General features: G+C 70.8%; 22 protein-coding genes and 1 pseudogene. 7 read left to right on the forward strand and 16 right to left on the reverse strand.

Annotated features, from left to right (window positions below; all coding sequences use genetic code 11):
- Positions 1 to 99: 99 nt before the first annotated feature.
- The 11 genes from H9L21_RS09250 to dapA all read right to left on the reverse strand — a co-directional run bounded on the left by H9L21_RS09250 (position 100) and on the right by dapA (position 9027).
- Positions 100 to 648 carry a type 1 glutamine amidotransferase domain-containing protein gene (locus H9L21_RS09250; RefSeq protein ID WP_154594772.1) on the reverse strand — a complete coding sequence of 183 codons (549 nt, stop codon included), beginning with the start codon at positions 646 to 648 and terminating at the stop codon, positions 100 to 102.
- Between the two features lie 14 nt (positions 649 to 662).
- The gene (locus H9L21_RS09255; protein ID WP_154594771.1) at positions 663 to 830 is read right to left on the reverse strand and encodes a DUF3046 domain-containing protein; all 168 of its coding nucleotides are present in this window, start codon (positions 828 to 830) and stop codon (positions 663 to 665) included.
- Positions 831 to 853: 23 nt separating this feature from the next.
- Positions 854 to 1150, reverse strand: coding sequence for a helix-turn-helix domain-containing protein (locus tag H9L21_RS09260; protein ID WP_154594770.1), 297 nt, complete (start codon positions 1148 to 1150; stop codon positions 854 to 856).
- Positions 1134 to 1667, reverse strand: coding sequence for a CinA family protein (locus tag H9L21_RS09265; protein WP_222865752.1), 534 nt, complete (start codon positions 1665 to 1667; stop codon positions 1134 to 1136). The genes H9L21_RS09260 and H9L21_RS09265 overlap by 17 nt, the downstream gene beginning before the upstream one ends.
- Positions 1664 to 2299, reverse strand: coding sequence for a CDP-alcohol phosphatidyltransferase family protein (locus tag H9L21_RS15355; RefSeq protein WP_154594768.1), 636 nt, complete (start codon positions 2297 to 2299; stop codon positions 1664 to 1666). The genes H9L21_RS09265 and H9L21_RS15355 overlap by 4 nt, the downstream gene beginning before the upstream one ends.
- Positions 2300 to 2314: 15 nt before the next feature.
- Positions 2315 to 2731 (reverse strand): DUF2752 domain-containing protein, encoded by a 417-nt coding sequence (locus tag H9L21_RS09270; RefSeq protein WP_222865753.1) that lies wholly within the window; start codon positions 2729 to 2731, stop codon positions 2315 to 2317.
- A 25-nt stretch (positions 2732 to 2756) separates the two neighbouring features.
- Complete coding sequence (locus tag H9L21_RS09275; RefSeq protein WP_154594766.1) at positions 2757 to 3068, reverse strand: CD225/dispanin family protein; 312 nt, start codon at positions 3066 to 3068, stop codon at positions 2757 to 2759.
- 83 nt (positions 3069 to 3151) lie between these two features.
- Positions 3152 to 5593 (reverse strand): FtsK/SpoIIIE family DNA translocase, encoded by a 2442-nt coding sequence (locus tag H9L21_RS09280; protein WP_154594765.1) that lies wholly within the window; start codon positions 5591 to 5593, stop codon positions 3152 to 3154.
- Positions 5594 to 5656: 63 nt separating this feature from the next.
- The gene (locus tag H9L21_RS09285; RefSeq protein WP_154594764.1) at positions 5657 to 6364 is read right to left on the reverse strand and encodes a sirohydrochlorin chelatase; all 708 of its coding nucleotides are present in this window, start codon (positions 6362 to 6364) and stop codon (positions 5657 to 5659) included.
- 75 nt (positions 6365 to 6439) lie between these two features.
- Complete coding sequence (locus H9L21_RS09290) at positions 6440 to 8119, reverse strand: ribonuclease J (RefSeq protein ID WP_154594763.1); 1680 nt, start codon at positions 8117 to 8119, stop codon at positions 6440 to 6442.
- The gene (dapA, locus tag H9L21_RS09295; RefSeq protein WP_154594762.1) at positions 8116 to 9027 is read right to left on the reverse strand and encodes a 4-hydroxy-tetrahydrodipicolinate synthase; all 912 of its coding nucleotides are present in this window, start codon (positions 9025 to 9027) and stop codon (positions 8116 to 8118) included. Before dapA ends, H9L21_RS09290 begins: the two co-directional genes overlap by 4 nt.
- On the opposite strand from dapA, the gene H9L21_RS09300 reads away from it, so the two are divergent.
- Positions 9026 to 9862: a thioesterase family protein gene (locus H9L21_RS09300; protein ID WP_154594761.1), complete on the forward strand. Its 837-nt coding sequence runs from the start codon at positions 9026 to 9028 to the stop codon at positions 9860 to 9862. The two genes, dapA and H9L21_RS09300, sit on opposite strands and share 2 nt — an antisense overlap.
- A 3-nt stretch (positions 9863 to 9865) precedes the next feature.
- Here H9L21_RS09300 and H9L21_RS09305 read toward each other — a convergent pair whose 3' ends face one another.
- Genes H9L21_RS09305 through H9L21_RS09315 form a run of 3 tightly spaced genes read right to left on the reverse strand, consistent with a single transcriptional unit; the run spans position 9866 to position 11574 of the window.
- Complete coding sequence (locus H9L21_RS09305) at positions 9866 to 10234, reverse strand: VOC family protein (protein ID WP_154594760.1); 369 nt, start codon at positions 10232 to 10234, stop codon at positions 9866 to 9868.
- A 57-nt stretch (positions 10235 to 10291) separates the two neighbouring features.
- The gene (locus H9L21_RS09310) at positions 10292 to 10780 is read right to left on the reverse strand and encodes a dihydrofolate reductase (protein WP_154594759.1); all 489 of its coding nucleotides are present in this window, start codon (positions 10778 to 10780) and stop codon (positions 10292 to 10294) included.
- Entirely contained in the window at positions 10780 to 11574 is a 795-nt protein-coding gene (locus tag H9L21_RS09315) for a thymidylate synthase (protein ID WP_154594758.1), read from the reverse strand. The genes H9L21_RS09310 and H9L21_RS09315 overlap by 1 nt, the downstream gene beginning before the upstream one ends.
- 60 nt (positions 11575 to 11634) lie before the next feature.
- Here H9L21_RS09315 and H9L21_RS09320 point away from each other — a divergent pair, with 60 nt between their 5' ends.
- The 4 genes from H9L21_RS09320 to H9L21_RS09335 are packed head-to-tail and all read left to right on the forward strand — an operon-like array spanning position 11635 to position 13643.
- A complete protein-coding gene (locus H9L21_RS09320; protein WP_154594757.1) occupies positions 11635 to 12123 on the forward strand; it encodes a hypothetical protein in 489 nt (162 codons plus the stop codon).
- On the forward strand, positions 12120 to 12650 hold the full coding sequence (locus tag H9L21_RS09325) for a GNAT family N-acetyltransferase (RefSeq protein ID WP_154594756.1): 531 nt from the start codon (positions 12120 to 12122) through the stop codon (positions 12648 to 12650). Before H9L21_RS09320 ends, H9L21_RS09325 begins: the two co-directional genes overlap by 4 nt.
- Positions 12647 to 13339 carry an AzlC family ABC transporter permease gene (locus H9L21_RS09330; protein ID WP_187411406.1) on the forward strand — a complete coding sequence of 231 codons (693 nt, stop codon included), beginning with the start codon at positions 12647 to 12649 and terminating at the stop codon, positions 13337 to 13339. The genes H9L21_RS09325 and H9L21_RS09330 overlap by 4 nt, the downstream gene beginning before the upstream one ends.
- Complete coding sequence (locus H9L21_RS09335; protein ID WP_154594755.1) at positions 13332 to 13643, forward strand: AzlD domain-containing protein; 312 nt, start codon at positions 13332 to 13334, stop codon at positions 13641 to 13643. The genes H9L21_RS09330 and H9L21_RS09335 overlap by 8 nt, the downstream gene beginning before the upstream one ends.
- A 40-nt stretch (positions 13644 to 13683) precedes the next feature.
- Here the strand turns inward: H9L21_RS09335 and H9L21_RS09340 are convergent, their stop codons facing one another.
- A complete protein-coding gene (locus H9L21_RS09340) occupies positions 13684 to 14652 on the reverse strand; it encodes a helix-turn-helix transcriptional regulator (protein WP_154594754.1) in 969 nt (322 codons plus the stop codon).
- Between the two features lie 123 nt (positions 14653 to 14775).
- Here H9L21_RS09340 and H9L21_RS09345 point away from each other — a divergent pair.
- Together H9L21_RS09345 and H9L21_RS09350 are read left to right on the forward strand one after the other, a co-directional pair.
- Positions 14776 to 15170, forward strand: a pseudogene (locus H9L21_RS09345) (RidA family protein).
- Positions 15171 to 15225: 55 nt separating this feature from the next.
- Positions 15226 to 15744 carry a hypothetical protein gene (locus tag H9L21_RS09350; RefSeq protein WP_154594753.1) on the forward strand — a complete coding sequence of 173 codons (519 nt, stop codon included), beginning with the start codon at positions 15226 to 15228 and terminating at the stop codon, positions 15742 to 15744.
- A 14-nt stretch (positions 15745 to 15758) separates the two neighbouring features.
- Here the strand turns inward: H9L21_RS09350 and dapB are convergent, their stop codons facing one another.
- Complete coding sequence (gene dapB / locus H9L21_RS09355; RefSeq protein ID WP_154594752.1) at positions 15759 to 16505, reverse strand: 4-hydroxy-tetrahydrodipicolinate reductase; 747 nt, start codon at positions 16503 to 16505, stop codon at positions 15759 to 15761.
- Between the last annotated feature and the right edge of the window lie 9 nt (positions 16506 to 16514).

A 16514-nucleotide genomic window follows, 5' to 3' on the forward strand; every position in this document is an offset into this window, starting at 1 on the left:
ACGCGCACCTCCCCGAGATTTGCTCCGCATTCTCCCTTTCAAACCCTCTGAAAGGTCAGATGCGGAGCAAATCTCGGGGCGGGGCGGGACGGACGTGATTCAGGACACGAGGGCGTCGGCGATGGCGCCGACGAACGCGGGCAGGTCGTCGGGGTTGCGGCTCGTGATCAGGTTGCCGTCGACGACGACGGTCTCGTCGACCCAGTCGCCGCCGGCGTTCCTCACGTCCACCGCGAGGCTCGGGAAGCTGGTCAGGCGCTTGCCCTTGACCAGGTCGGCCGAGACCAGCAGCCAGGGCGCGTGGCAGATCGCCGCCACGGGCGCACCCGACTCGAGGGCGTTCGTGATGATCCGCTGGGCCTGCTCGTCGATGCGCAGGTGGTCGGCGTTCACGGTGCCGCCGGGGAAGACGAAGGCGTCGGGCCAGCCCTGGTCGAACTCGTCCAGGGTGCCGTCCACCCGCACCGAGATCGTCTTGTCGGTGTCGCCCTGCATCGCCTGCAGGGTGCCGGGGTGAGGGGCGAAGATGCGCACGTCCGCTCCCGCGTCCTCGAGACTGTCACGAGGGGTCGTGAGTTCGGATTCCTCGAAGTGGTCGGTCGCGATGATGGCGACACGCTTGCCGGTCAGGTCGGGGAGATCGCTCATGACCCGACGCTAACTCAACGTTCGCGCGCGGGCAGGTCGAGCGTCGCGTGCACCGCGCGCCACACCTGTTGGGGGTCGACACCGGCTTCGAGGGCCTCGACCGGGGTGCGACCGCCCAAGGCGCCGATCGCCTGCTGGCGGGCCCAGGAACTGGCATACGCCGCCCCGAGGGCAGCTTCCATGCGCTGCCAGAACTCGCTGTGCCTCACGCTGCGGAGGCCCGGGCCTCTTCGCGCGCGATCGACGACACGGTCGCCAGGTCGGCGGCTTCCTCGAGTTCGAGCAGCGAGCTGACGTCGAGCAGCACCTTGCTCAGCGGGACGTCGAGCGCCTGGGCCAGGGCGGCGAGCAGCTCGGAGCTGGCCTCCTTCTGGCCGCGCTCGACCTCGGAGATGTATCCCAAGCTGATCCGAGCCCGCTCGGAGACGTCGCGCAGGGTCAGGCCTTCGGCGAGCCGACGTGCCCGGAGCACGTCGCCGATGAGTTCACGCATCGCGGTCATCGCCACCACCTTCCCTGTCAGGCTCAACGTCCGCCGAGCCGTTGTTCTTCCCCAGCCTATAGTGCAGGTCCGCCAGGACGGCGCGGACCGCTGCTCGCCGCACCTCGTCGCGGTCCCCGTCCAGTTGCAGCCGGCGTGAGCGCACGCCATCGGGGCCCGCCACGGCGACGTGGACGGTGCCGGCGCGATGACCCTCGGCCGGGCCCGGACCGGCGACACCGGTCGTGCCCAGGCCCCAGGTGGCGCCCAGCCGTGCGCACGCACCGAGTGCCAGCTGCTCGGCCACCGCAGCGTCGACGGTGCCCTCACGGGCGATCAGGTCGGCGTCCACGCCCAGCAGGGCGGTCTTGAGATCGGGCTGGTAGGCGATGACTCCCCCGCGCACCACGACCGAGGCTCCCGGCACGTCGACGAGCGTCGCGCAGACCAGGCCGCCGGTGAGCGACTCAGCGGTCGCGACGGTCTGTCCCGCGGCGCGCAGGGCCGCCACCACGTCGGAGGCGGACGCCACGGTCACCGCGCGAGGTCGTCGGCCGGTGCCTCCGCGGCCAGTCGCCGGGCGTCGATGACGTACTGGACGCCGGTCACCAGCGCCAGCGCGAGCGCCGCGGCCATCACGACGTGGGTGATCCACAGCAGCACCGCCGGGACGAGACCGTCCCACAACTCGAGCGGCAGGCAGTACCCCGCGACGGCCACGGACTGCAGCACGGTCTTGAGCTTGCCCCCGCGACCGGCCGGCATGACGAAGCCGCGGCGGACCATCACCATCCGCATGACGGTGATCCCCCATTCACGCACCAGCATCGCGATGACCGCAGCCCAGAAGACCGGTCCCCACGTCTGGTCGTTGAAGATGATCGCCAGTCCGATGAAGGCCATGCCGGTGAGGGCCTTGTCGGCGATCGGGTCGGCCATCTTGCCGAAGTCGGTGATGAGGTTGTGCTTGCGGGCGATGTCGCCGTCGATCTTGTCGGTGGCCATCAGGACCACGAACGCTGCCCACGCGGCGATCCGGTACCCGACCGACTCGCCACCGTCGTGCAGCAACAGCCAACCGAAGACCGGAACACCGAGGATCCGGATGACCGTCAGGGCGTTCGGGACGTTCCAGTTGCTCGGCGTGGTTGCCGGGGGCGAGGAATCCATGATGTTCAGTATGGCTCAGGCCGGTGAGAGCCACGTCCAGCCGGGCACATTGCGCGCCACCCAGTACGTCAGGACGACCACCAGCAGCGCCCAGATCCACCCTGCCGGAATCCGGCTGGGATGCCACGCGCGCCGGCCGAGCAGGCGCAGGCCCCAGGCCGCCCAGGCCACCAGGACGGCGGGCAACAGCAGCACGGCGAGCGGGTTGCGATCCCACGCGGTCGCGAGATCGCCGTGAGCCAGCGCGTGCAGGGCACGCAGGCTGCCGCACCCCGGGCAGAACAGGCCCGTGACGGCGAGGAAGGGGCAGGTCGGGTAGTGCCCGGACTCCTCCGGGGAGCGGGCGGCGACGACAGCGATGGCGGCCAGGCCGGCGAGGGTGACCGCTGAGAACGCGAACGCCCCGCGCCGCCGGGAGATCCCGGCGGCCACGGGGCGCGCGCTGACGTCGCTCAGATCAGAGGCTCGTCGACGTGGAGTCGCCATTGCTGGCCACGATCACGATGAAGATGACGTACAGGACGATCGCCACGAGACCGACGACGGCGGACCAGATGGCCCACGTCTTGGCCTTGCGCGAGGAGTCCTGGGCCCCGGCGAGATCGCCGGCGGCGAACTTGCCGTTCACCTGCGCCGCGTAGACGATCGAGACCACGCCGAGCGGCAGGCAGCAGAACAGCGTCGTGAGGATGGCCCACACGAGGTTGTTCGGCGGCGGCGTCTGTCCGACCGGTCCCGAGGGGGGCGGCGGCGGAGCGTTGTAAGACATGCATTCCCTTTCGTGTCACCGGTACCCCCGAGAGGGCGACCACGGTGGTTTACATGAGGTGGTTGGTTCGCTGATCCTAGTGGTCAACCGACCTGGATGCTGGCCAACACGTCAGCGAGGTCATCAGGCTTCACGAGCACGTCGCGCGCCTTCGAGCCCTCACTGGGGCCCACGACGCCGCGGCTCTCGAGGATGTCCATCAGGCGGCCGGCCTTGGCGAATCCGACACGCAGCTTGCGCTGCAGCATCGACGTCGAGCCGAACTGCGTGTTGACCACGAGCTCGATCGCCTGGAGCACCAGGTCCATGTCGTCGCCGATGTCGTCGTCGAGCTCGCGCTTGGCCTGCTGCGGAGTCGTGACGTCCTCGCGGTACGACGGCTGCAGCTGCTCCTTGCAGTGGTTGACGATCGTCTGGATCTCGGCCTCGGTGATCCAGGCCCCCTGCATGCGCATGGTCTTGTTCGCGCCCATCGGCAGGAACAGACCGTCGCCCTGACCGACGAGCTTCTCGGCGCCGGGCTGGTCCAAGATGACGCGGCTGTCGGCCAGCGAGCTGGTCGCGAAGGCCAGGCGGCTGGGCACGTTGGCCTTGATCAGACCCGTGACGACGTCGACGCTGGGTCGCTGCGTCGCGAGCACGAGGTGGATGCCCGCCGCACGGGCCAGCTGGGTGATGCGGACGATCGAGTCCTCGACGTCGCGCGGGGCGACCATCATCAGGTCGGCGAGCTCGTCGACCACCACCAGCAGGTACGGGTAGGGCGTCAGGACACGCTCGCTGCCCGGAGGCGCCTGCACCTTGCCGGAGGCGACGGCCTTGTTGAAGTCGTCGATGTGACGGAAGCCGAAGTTCGCCAGGTCGTCGTAGCGCAGGTCCATCTCGCGCACGACCCAGGCCAGCGCCTCGGCGGCCTTCTTCGGGTTGGTGATGATCGGCGTGATGAGGTGCGGGATGCCCTCGTACGCGTTCAGCTCGACGCGCTTGGGGTCGACCAGGATCATCCGCACCTCGTCGGGCGTGGACCGCATGAGGATCGACGAGATCATCGAGTTCACGAAGCTGGACTTGCCCGATCCGGTCGCGCCGGCGACCAGCAGGTGCGGCATCTTGGCCAGGTTCGCCACGACGTAGCCGCCCTCGACGTCCTTGCCCAGGCCGATGACCATCGGATGGTGGTCGCTGCGCGCCTTGTTCGAGCGCAGGACGTCACCGAGGGACACCATCTCCTTGTCGACGTTCGGGATCTCGACGCCGATGGCGCTCTTGCCCGGGATCGGCGACAGGATGCGGACCTCGTTGGAGGCCACGGCGTAGGCGATGTTCTTGCTGAGTGCGGTGACCTTCTCGACCTTGACGGCGGGGCCGAGCTCGACCTCGTACCGGGTGACGGTCGGGCCGCGGGTGTAACCCGTGACGGTCGCGTCGATCTGGAACTGCTCGAGCACCTCGGTGAGCCGGCCGACGACTTCGTCGGAGGCTGCCGAGCGGGCCTTGGGCGGCGTGCCCTCCTTGAGGGCGCTCGGCTCGGGGAGCGTGTAGACGACGTCGCCGGACAGGGCCAGCTGCTCGGCGCGGACCGGCAGCGGCTCGAGCGGCTTGAGGTCGGGCTGCGGCTCGGGCTCGGACACCGCGGGCACGGGCGGCACGAAGCTGACCGGGACCTGGCGATCGTCGTCGGGGCCGTCGACGAGCGGGTTCTCGAACGGCTCGTCCACGATGGGGACCGTGCGCGGATGGCGCTTCTTGACCGGCTCGGGCTTGGGCTCGGCCTCGGCGGAGGGCGCCTTCTCACGGCCGAGCATCTTGTCGGCGGTCGTGCGCAGTCGGTCGGGAACGGCGTACAAGGGGGTGCCCGTGACGACCAGGACGCCGAAGATCACGACGATCACCAGGATCGGGGCGACGACCCAGCCGGTCTTGAGCAGGTCGACCAGGATCGCGGAGAACAGGAAGCCCACCGCTCCCCCGGCGTCGGCCATGTCCGGATCGCTGGGGCGCGGCGTGTCGTGGGCCAGGTGGACCAGGCCCAGGACGCCGCCGACGATGGCGCTCCAGCCGATCGCCTGACGGCCGGCGGGGCCGTTGCGGTCGGGATGGCGCAGCGTCCGCCACGCCAGGACGGCAAGCAGGATGGGGACCGCCCAGGCCAGGACGCCGACCGAGCCGGTGGTGACGCGGCGCACGGCGGCACCGACGCCGCCGGGGATGTCCCACCACACCGAGGCGGCGGTCACGAGCGACAGCGAGACCAGCGCGAGGCCGACCCCGTCGCGTCGCTGCTCGGCGTCGAGCTCACGGGCACTGTGGCCGATGCTGCGCGCGATGGCACCGACGACGCCTGCCAGTCCGAGCCAGAAGACCGTGGAGGCGCGCATCACCCCGCGAAGGGCAGCAGCGAGCGGACCAGGTCCCGTCCTCGGTGCCGGCGCCTTGCGTGCGGGTTGCTTGCGCGGCGCGGGCTTCTTGCGGGCCTGGCTGCCGGACGGCCGCTTGCGCGGCGGGGAAGACGTTCGGGTCGCCATGATGCCAAGGCTAAACCAGAACCTGAGAGTTCTCACGGTCCCACGCCGCCAGCAGCGCGGCGGTCATCGGGTGGCGGAGCCCACCTCTCCCGGGAACGACAGCACCTCGGCGCGCTCGAGGGCCAGCGTCACGAGGCGCGCGTCAGGCGCCCCGGCGCCCAGCAACGGCGCGGTCACGACGTCGGCGCCCAGCCGCCCGATCGCCGAGGCGCCCTGGCCCGAGGCGAGCGCGTACATCGAGACGACGACCCGCTGGTTGTGGGCCCGGGCCACGTCGAGGGCGTCCTCGACCGGCGTGCCGACGCCGTCGACCACACCGACGTGGACCGGGCCTCCCCACACCGCACTGAGCAATCGCGCGGCCTTGGAGATGTCGGCCAACGCCCGGGGGCCGTCGGCCTCCGGGGCGACCATCACGATCGTGTCGGACGGACGGGCGCCCGCCTCGATCAGCCGTCGCACACCGATCTCGGCCAGGACCCAGTCCGGTCCCATCGCCGGGGCGACGCGGACCAGCGGATCGTCGGCGGCCACCGCCGCCAGCCGCCCGGCGGTCGACACGTCGTGGTGCAACAGCAACGGGACGATGACCCGCGGCCCCGAGGTCTCCGCCACGACGTCCGCCAGCGAGGGCTGCTGGACGTCGAAGAAGGCATCGACGACCTCGGGTCCCCCGGCGTGGCGCCGAACGGCGTTGACCAGTGAGGCGATCGCGGACCGACCCGTGTGCGAGGTCGTCCCATGGCCGCACACGATGATCCGAGTTCTCACCCCTCCACACTGGGCAGACTCTGTTTCCCCCGGGTTACAACCCTTGCGAGGTTGGGTAACGAGTGACCCGAGGGATCAGGCCTCCAGCACGATCGGGATGATCAGCGGCCGGCGGCGCAGGCGACGACCCGCGAACGATCCGACGACGCGGCGCATGACCTGCTGCAGGGCCTCGGTGTCGCGCGCCCCGTCTGCGAGGGCCTCCTCGAGGGCGGACACGACCTTGGGCTGGATCGCGTCGAAGACCGAGTCGTCCTCGGCCAGGCCGCGGGCGTGGATCTCGGGTCCGCTGACGATCTTGCCGGTGGCCGAGTCGATGACGGCGATGACCGAGATGAAGCCCTCGGCCGCCAGCGTGCGCCGGTCCTTGAGGTCGGAGTCCGTGACGTCGCCGATCGACGAGCCGTCGACGTAGACGAAGCCCACGTCGTACGCGCCGACGATGCTGGCGTGGCCGTCGACCAGGTCGACCGCGTAGCCGTCCTCGGCGATGATCGTGTTCGGCACGCCGGTCTGGCGGGCCAGCTCCGCGTTGGAGTGCAGGTGGCGGATCTCGCCGTGCACCGGCATGACGTTCGAGGGCTGGACGATGTTGTAGCAGTACAGCAACTCACCGGCCGAGGCGTGACCGGACACGTGCACCAGCGCGTTGCCCTTGTGGACGACGTTCGCTCCCAGCTTGGTCAGGCCGTCGATGACGCGGTAGATCGCGTTCTCGTTGCCCGGGATCAGCGACGACGCGAGCAGCACGGTGTCGCCGGGCTCGAGGTGCACCTGGGGGTGCGTGCGGTTCGCGATGCGCGACAGGGCCGCCATCGGCTCGCCCTGCGAGCCGGTGGACATGAGGACCATCTGCTCCGGCGGCGCGGCGTCGATCTTGTCGACCACGACGCCGTCGGGCACGTTGAGGTAGCCCAGCTCGCGGGCGATCTGCATGTTGCGGACCATCGACCGGCCGACGTACGCGACCTTGCGGTTGTGCTTGACCGCGGCGTCCAGCACCTGCTGGACGCGGTGGATGTGCGAGGCGAAGGACGCGACGATGATGCGCTTCTTGCTGCGCGCGAACACCGCGTCGATCGCCGGGGTGATCGACTTCTCGGCCGTCGTGAAGCCGGGCACCTCGGCGTTCGTGGAGTCGGTCAGGAACAGGTCGACGCCGGCCTCGCCGAGGCGGGCGAACGCGCGCAGGTCGGTGATGCGGCCGTCGAGCGGCAGCTGGTCCATCTTGAAGTCGCCCGTGTGCAGGGCGACGCCGGCGGCGGTCTTGATGGCCACGGCCAGGGCGTCGGGGATGGAGTGGTTGACGGCCACGAACTCGCACTCGAACGGCCCGAAGGACTCGACGTCGTTCTCGCTGACGACGTGCATCGGCACGTCCTTCAGGCGGTGCTCCTTGAGCTTCGGCGCGAGGAGCGCCAGTGTCAGCTTGGAGCCGATGACGGGGATGTTGCCCCGTTCGCGCAGCAGGTACGGGACGCCGCCGATGTGGTCCTCGTGGCCGTGCGTCAGGACCAGGCCGACGACGTCGTCGAGGCGGTCCCGGATCGGGCCGAAGTCCGGCAGGATCAGGTCGACGCCGGGCTGGTGCTCCTCGGGGAAGAGCACGCCGCAGTCGACGATCAGCAGCTTCCCGTCGAACTCGAAGACGGTCATGTTGCGGCCGATCTCGCCCAGTCCTCCCAGGGGGACGACGCGCATGGCGCCCGGCGCGAGAGGTGCGGGGGTCGGAAGTTCTGTGTGCATATGGCTCATGCCAGTAGATCAGCGTCCTTGAGTGCCGCTCGAATGACCTGGACTTGTTCGTCCGTCGCGGGAGTGAGCGGCAGTCGCACGCCCGCGTGAGGGATGACGCCGAGCTCGACGAGCGCCGCCTTGGCGGCGATCGCACCCTGCGTCTGGCCCATGATCGCTGCGATCAGGGGCAGAAGTTCGTTGTCGATCTGGCGCGCACGCACCAGATCGCCGGCGTCGACCGCCGCGATGAGGTCCTTGATGGGGCTGGCGGCGACGTGGCTGACCACGCTGACGACACCGACCGCGCCGAGCGCGAGCCACGGCAGGGCCAGCGCGTCGTCGCCGGCGTACAGCGCCAGGCTCGAGTTGGCGCGCAGGCGGGCGCCGCGCGCCAGGTCGCCGGAGGCGTCCTTGACGGCGACGACGGTCGGGCGCGACTCCAGCTCGGCGTACGTCGCCTCGCTGATCTCGACCGCGGTCCGGCCGAGGATGTCGTAGAGCATGATCGGCGTGTCACCCGCCGCGGCCACGACCGCGTCGATGTTGGCGAGGATGCCGGCCTGCGGGGGCTTGCTGTAGTACGGCGAGACCAGCAGGAGGCCGTGGGCGCCCACGCGGACGGCCTGCTCGGCCAGCTCGACGGTGTGGCGCGTGTCGTTCGTGCCGACGCCGGCCACGATCGTGGCGCGGTCGCCGACGGCCTCGAGCACGGCGGCCAGCAGCCGGCCGTCCTCCTCGCCGGTCGTGGTGGGCGACTCGCCGGTGGTGCCGCTGACGACGATGCCGTCGCTGCCGCTCTCGACCAGGTGCTGCGCCAACGCCGCGGCGGCGTCGAGGTCGAGCTCACCGTCGGGGGTGAACGGAGTGGCCATCGCGGTGAGGAGACGGCCGAACGGCGCGGCCTCGGTGGCGAGCGGAGACGTCATGTACCGAGGTTACCGTCACCGCGGCGAGGCCTTCGGGCAGGATGAGCCGGTGACCGACCACTATCCACAGGACATCACCGCGACCCGCGCCGACGACGGCACGTTGAGCCTGGCGGTGACCGATCGCTGGAACACTCCCCTGGGCAAGCCGAACGGCGGTTGGGTGCTGGCGTCGATGCTCCGCACCGCGATGGACACCACCGACGTGGGCCGTCCCGTCGTCGCCTCGATCACCTACTTCGCGTCTCCCGAGCCCGGGACGACCGCCACGCTGACTGTGACGCCGGTGAAGATGGGGCGCCGGGTCCAGACCGTCGAGGTCGACCTCGCGCACGGTGACAAGCCGCTGGCCCGCATGACCGCGAGCTTCGCCGCCGACCATCACGGGCACAGCCAGGAGCTCGGGACGCCGCCGCAGCTGCCCGCCCCGGACGGACTGCCCGATCCCCGCGACCTGGGCCTGCCCACCGACGGCCTCTTCGGGCGGGTCGAGTTCCGCATGCCCGTCACCCCCGGCTGGGCCGACGGCAAGCCGTCCGGCGACCCCACCGCCGAGCTGTGGCAGCGACTCGACGGCGGGACTGCCATCGACTGGCCCGCCGTGGCGCTGCTGACCGACACCTCTCCCCCGCCGGTCCTGGAGCTGGGCCAGCTCGTCTCCATGACGGTGCAGCTGACGGTCCACTTCCACCGGCTGCCCGAGCCCGGCACGTGGGTCGCGTCCCGCTTCACCACCCGCCACATCGCCGACGGCTTCCACGAGGAGGACGGCGAGCTGTGGGACGAGCAGGGGCGACTGGTGGCCCAGTCGCGCCAGCTCGCGATCCTGCTCTGAGCGTCAGTCCGAGACGTCGGTGACGCCCTCGTAGAGCCCGACCACGTTGCCGTCGGGGTCCTCGATCACGGCCCACCAGCTGGTGTCGGAGATGGGCTGACGCTCCATCACGACCCGCGCGCCGCGGTCGCGTGCCGCGGCCAGGGTGTCGTCGATGGAGTCCACCTCGACGTACGAGCGCGGCTGCGTGAACCCGGGTGACCGGGGCGCGAAGCCGCCGCCGCTGATCTCGTTCGGGGCCTGCCACATGGGGTAGCCCTCGAAGCCGGGATGCTCCACGAACTTCCAGCCGAAGAGGGCGCCGTAGAAGTCCTGGGCCCGTCGGTGGTCGGAGGTCGGGATGTCGATGTGGGTGATGTCGCCGTGTGCCATGGGTCACTCCTGTCCTGTCCCGTCAGTGTCAGCCCGGGACAGCGGGCAGGACAAGGGTCAGCGACGCACGTACGTGGCGATCTCGTAGTCGGGCGTGCCGGCGTGGGCCTCGCGCTCCGTCTCGCGCCAGACCTCGGGGTCGACCGGACCGAAGAAGGCGTCGCCCTCGGGGCTGAGGGGGACGTGGGTGACCACCAGCTCGTCGACGAGGCCGCGCTCGAGCGCCTCGTCGTAGACCGTCGCGCCGCCGACGAGGAAGACCTGGTCGTCGATCTCGGCGGCCCGCGTCAGCGCCGTGTCGAGGTCGGCCGCCACGATCACCGAGGGATCGCCGGGATCCCAGTCGCCGCGCCGCGTCAGCACGATGGAGGTGCGTCCGGGCAGCGGACGGCCGATGGCCTCGTACGTCGCCCGGCCCATCACCATGGGGTGTCCCCAGGTGATCTCCTTGAACTGGCGCATGTCGCCCGTCCGGGGCCAGGGCATGCCGCCGTCGCGGCCGATGACCCCGTTCTCGCCGACGGCCACCACGATCGTGACGCCCATCAGACGGCGATCGGCGCCTTGATGGCGGGATGGGACCGGTAGCCCTCGACCGAGATCGAGTCGAGCGTGAACCCGTCAATGTCGGTGACCGCCGGGTCGAGCCGCAGCGTCGGCAGCGGCAGCGGGTCGCGCGTCAGCTGCTCGCGCGCCTGGTCGAGGTGGTTGACGTACAGGTGGCAGTCGCCGCCGGTCCAGATGAACTCCCCCGGCTCGAGCCCGGTGACCTGCGCGACCATGTGCGTCAGCAAGGCGTAGGAGGCGATGTTGAACGGCACGCCCAGGAACACGTCGGCGGAGCGCTGGTAGAGCTGGCAGCTGAGCTTGCCGTCGGCCACGTAGAACTGGAAGAACGCGTGGCACGGCGCCAGGGCCATCGCGTCGAGGTCGGCCACGTTCCAGGCGCTGACGATGTGACGACGCGAGTTCGGGTCGGCCTTGATCGCCTCGATGACGCCGCGGAGCTGGTCGATGTGCCCGCCGCCGGGCGTCGGCCAGGACCGCCACTGGTAGCCGTAGATGGGGCCGAGGTCGCCGTTGTCGTCGGCCCACTCGTCCCAGATCGTGACACCGTTGTCGCGCAGGTACTGCGTGTTCGTGTCGCCGGCGATGAACCACAGCAGCTCGGCCACGACGCTCTTGAGGTGGACCTTCTTGGTCGTGACGACCGGGAAGCCCTCGGCCAGGTCGAACCGCATCTGGTGCCCGAAGACGCTGCGCGTGCCGGTTCCCGTGCGGTCGCCCTTGGCGACCCCCTCGTCGAGGATGCGGCGGACGAGATCGAGGTAGGCCTGCATGTCCGCAGACTAGCAACGCGGGCGAACGACGACGGGCAGTGACGTGAGATACTGACCGGCGTGACGGAACCCACGGCGCCCACCCCTGCGGACGTGAAGCGATTCGTCGCCCTCCAGCTCGCGGTCACCCTCGTCTTCGCGCTCTTCGCCGTCCTGGCGTTCGGCCGCGGCGGCGAGCCCGGGGCACGCTGGTGGGCAGCGCTCGCGCTGGTCGCGCTGGTGTTCGTCGCCGGTGCCGTCGTCTCGCGCTGGTGGGCCCAGCCGCAGAGCCTACCCCTCGACGACCCTGCACCGGAGCAGACCGCGATGCGCCGACTGGCCGCGCACATCGCCCGGGCCTTCGTGGTGCTCGAGATCCCGCTCGTGGTGTGCGCGGTGCTCGGCGTGACCGGCCTCATCGGCGGCCTCGTCATGGCCGTGGCCGTCGTGCCCGCCCTCGCCGCCCTGGCCTTCGGGACGTGGCCCACCCGGCGCAACATCGACCGCTTCGCCGGTGCCCTGGAGCGCCAGGGCGCCGACTCCGGCCTGCGTCAGGCGTTCGGCCGATGAACGCCGACGTCTCCGTGCGTCTGGCCTGGCCCGACGACGGCGCCCGGATCGCCGCGGTGCAGCGCGCGCACTGGCTGCGCAGCTACGGCGACCTCGTGGACCCGGCCGAGCTCGAGGCCCTCGACGAGTCCGTGATGACGGCCCGCTGGACCCAGTTGATCAGCGCACCCCGCGATGCCCGGATGCGGACCCTGGTGGCCCTCGAGCGCGCCACCCTGCGCGGCTTCGCGCTGGTCCACCCGTGCCACGACCCGGACGCCGACCAGGTGCGTGACGCCGAGATCGGCGAGTTCGTCGTCGACGCCGACCACCGGAGCCTCGGTCACGGGTCGCGCCTGCTGCACGCCTGTGTCGACACCGTTCGCGCCGACAGCTTCGAGCGGGCCGTGTGGTGGGTCTCCCCCACCGACGACGAGCTGCGTGCCTGGTTGAAGGAGTCCGGCTGGGAGCCCGACGGTGCGCACCGCGAGTTCGCGGGAGCGAACGGGCCGGTCAAGCAGATCCGCCTCCACACGACACTGACGTGAGCGAGCCCACCAGCGACCGGACCGTCATCGCGGACTCCCTCGGGGTGGGTGTGGGAGTCGGGTTGTACGGCGTGAGCTTCGGCGCCCTGGCCACCACCAGCGGCCTCACGGTCCTGCAGGCGTGTGCGCTCTCGCTGCTCGCGTTCACGGGCGCCTCGCAGTTCGCGTTCCTCGGCGTCGTGGCCTCCGGCGGAGCCCCCGTGACCGGCGCGCTCACCGCGGTCCTGCTCGGGGTCCGCAACACGTTCTACGGCATCACCCTGGCGCCGGTCCTCCAGGTCAAGGGCCTGCGCCGCTGGGCGACGGCGCACGTCGTGATCGACGAGTCGACGGCGATGTCGGTCGTGCGGACCGACCCCCGCCAGGCGCGGCTCGGGTTCTACTGGACCGGGCTGACCATCTTCGCGATCTGGAACCTCATGACCCTCCTGGGGGCGCTCGCCGGCGAGCGGATCGGCGATCCCCGCACGATCGGCCTGGACGCCGCCGTGGCGGCGGCCTTCCTCGGCCTGCTGTGGCCGCGACTGGACTCGACGGCGTCGCGACTCCTGGCACTGCTGGCGGCCGCGGTGGCCCTGGGCCTGGTGCCGTTCACGCCGGCCGGCGCGCCCATCATCATCGGCGGCATCGTCGCGGTGCTCGTGGGCCTGCGATTCGTGCGACCCACGGCCGGGAGCGCCGATGAGTGAGCTCTGGTGGGGCGTGCTGATGGTCGCCGTCGGCTGCTACGGCCTCAAGCTGCTCGGCCTGTCCGTCCCGGAGCGGGTGCTGGAGCATCCGCTGACCGTCCGGGCCGCCGCCTTCATCCCGGTGGGCCTGCTGGCTGCGCTGGTGGCCGTCCAGGGGTTCACGGACGGATCGCGCGTCGTGGTCGACGCCCGGTTGGCGGGGCTGGCCGTCGCGGCCTTCCTGCTGTGGCGCAAGGTCCCGTTCCTGGTGATGCTGATCGCCGCGGCCGCGACCGCGGCGCTGGTACGGGCCATCACCAGCTGATCGTGGGTCGCTCCTCGGTCGCAGCTCGCGGCTGGATGGTTCACGAACCCTCGTACCGGGTGGCGAGGAGCGCCGCGCGGTCGCGGAGTGCGGAGCGCAAGGATTCGGGGGCGAGGACCTCCGCGCCGGTGTCGAGTCGCCAGATCGCCCACACTGCGTGCCGCAGGTCCTCGAACGTCACCTCCAGCCGGACCCAGCCGCCGGCCTCTCGTTCCTCGGCACGCACGGCGCGCACGATGTTCAGCAGCTCCTCCTGCCGCCACGGCGCCACCCTCACCACGACGGGAAGGTGGTCCTCCGAGAGGAACCGGGCGCTGCGTTCGACCCAGAGGCGTCCCAAATCAATGTGGACGGGACGTTCCGCCGGCTCGGGGAGCTCCTCGGCAGTCACCATCCGCGAGACCCGATAGGTACGGTCGTCGCCGGACCTGGTCGCCAGGAGATACGTGCGGTCGCGGACCGTCACCAGGCCGAGAGGATCGACGGTGTGAGTCCGCGGCGGCTGGTCCGGCGCGGCGTACTCGAAGCGGAGCTTGCGCCCCGCGAGCACCGCATGGCGGACCTGGCTCATCACCTCACTCACGATGTCCTCGGTGCCGGACCGTCGCGCGAGCAGGTCGGCAGGGGGCTCGACCAGGAAGCGCTGGGCCGCATCGTCCACCGTGGCTCGATGACCCTCAGGCAGCGCGTCAACCACCTTGCGCATGGCGGAAGCCAGCGCGGCACTGAGGCCGAAGACCCGCGCGCCTCGTCCTGATCCGGCCGTGAGCAGCGCCAGGGCCTCATCGTGGTTCAGGCCGGTCAACTCCGTACGAAAGCCGGGCAGCAGGGTGAAGCCGCCGTGCCGGCCCCGGTCGGCGTACACCGGCACGCCCGCCGTCGACAGGGCGTCGATGTCACGCAGCACCGTGCGCACCGACACCTCCAGCTCGCCGGCCAGCTCGGACGCGGTCATCCGACCTCGCTGGCGCAGCAACAGCACGAGCGACACCAGCCGATCCGCACGCATGACTCCATGGTGACCGAAACATGACACCAGGTGTCGTGATTCGCTGCGAGGCTGCTGCTGAGAGTGTTCACCACGGCGGCTGTCGAGCTGCCGGGTGCTCTCGGTCGAACGATGGGAGTCGTGATGGAGCGAACAGCAGTCAACCCGGTGTCGTGGTCGCAGGCGATGGGGTTCAACAGGGAGAGGTCGTCTCCGGACAGGCGCGGACCCTCTACATCTCGGGGCAGACCGCGATGAGCACGGCCGGCCGGCCCGAGCATGACGGCGACGTCGCCGCGCAGCTCGCGCTCGCCGTGGACAATCTGGAGGCCGTCCTCACCGAGGCCGGCATGACGCTGGCGAACCTGGTGCGCCTCAACGTCTATGCCACCGACGTCGACGCGCTGCTCCCGCACTACGGCGTGCTGGCCGGACGCCTGGGTGCAGCCGGCGTCGCTCCGACGACGACGATGCTCGAGGTGTCCCGTCTCGTGATACCCGGCCAGGTCGTCGAGCTCGAGGGAACCGCCGTCGCGTGACCGGCTGACGCGCGTCGCCGACCGGTCGACGGCACACCGTGACACTGTCGACCCTGTGAACAAGACTCTCGGATCCCTGCTGGTGGCCCTCCTCCTACTCGCGACGACCGCGGGTTGCGGGGAGGAGCCCCGACCGACCGGCGGGGCGGCCGACGGGACCGAGAGGATCACCTCGAGCGATGAGCGTCTGTCGGTCGCGAAGGGCTCGTGGACCGAGCACGAGTCCTCCGGAACCGTGGTGCTCACCCTGCAGGACGCAGAGGACACGTCTCGCCAGCTCATCGTCTCGCCGTTCGACACGGCGGCCGAGGCCGAGAACCAGGCGATCTACCTCGCCACGGGCCTCGCCGGCCAGGACATCGTGTGCGAGCGCACCGAGCTCGGCGGCCGCATCGCGATGGACTGCCCCTTCAGCGCGGACGGCACCGACTACCGCAAGGTTCTGGTCGTGCTGGAGCACGACACGGCGGCGGTGGCCCTGTTCCAGACCGCCGCGTCCTCGAGGCGGGAGGCGTTCGCCGCCCTGGAAGCGATCCTCGACGGCGGTCGGTGGAAGGACGGCGCGCCGCTCTGAGCCGCCGCCCGGGCTCAGTCCAGGCCCAGGACCTCGTCGAGGCCGACGGTCACCCCGGGGTGACCCGGGATCCACCGCAAGGCGGCGACGACTCCCGGCATGAACGACTCACGGCTGGAGGAGTCGTGGCGGATGCTGAAGATCTCGCCCGGGTCGCCCAGGAGGACCTCCTGGGAGGCGATGAACCCGCGGGCGCGGACCGCGTGCACCGGGATGCCCGCGACCTTCGCCCCGCGCGCCCCGTCGGGGTCGGTCGTGGTGGCGTCGGGCAGCCCAGGCGAACCGGCCTCGCGACGCGCCTCGGCGATGACCTCGGCGGTGCGGACGGCGGTGCCCGAGGGCGCGTCGACCTTGTCCGGGTGGTGCATCTCGATGACCTCGACGGACTCGAAGAACGGCGCCGCCACGGCGGCGAACCGCATCATCAGCACGGCACCGATCGAGAAGTTCGGCACGACGATCGCACCGACGCCGTCGTGGTCGGCCACGATCTCGCGCAGCTGCCCGACCTTGTCGTCGCCGAAGCCCGAGGTGCCGATCACGACGTGGATGCCGCGCTCGAGGCACCAACGGGCCTGGTCGAACGCGACGTCCGGCGTGGTGAACACCAGGGCGGCCTCGGCACCCGCCTCCTCGATCGTCGCCAGGTCGTCGTCGACATCGATCCGCGCGACGAGTTCGAGCCCGTCCGCCGCCTCGATCGCCTCCGCCGAGGTCGAACCCATCCGGCCCTTCGCACCCAGTACCGCCACGCGTGTCATGCGTCCGAT

The organism is Aeromicrobium senzhongii (genome assembly GCF_014334735.1).
Classification (GTDB): domain Bacteria; phylum Actinomycetota; class Actinomycetes; order Propionibacteriales; family Nocardioidaceae; genus Aeromicrobium; species Aeromicrobium senzhongii.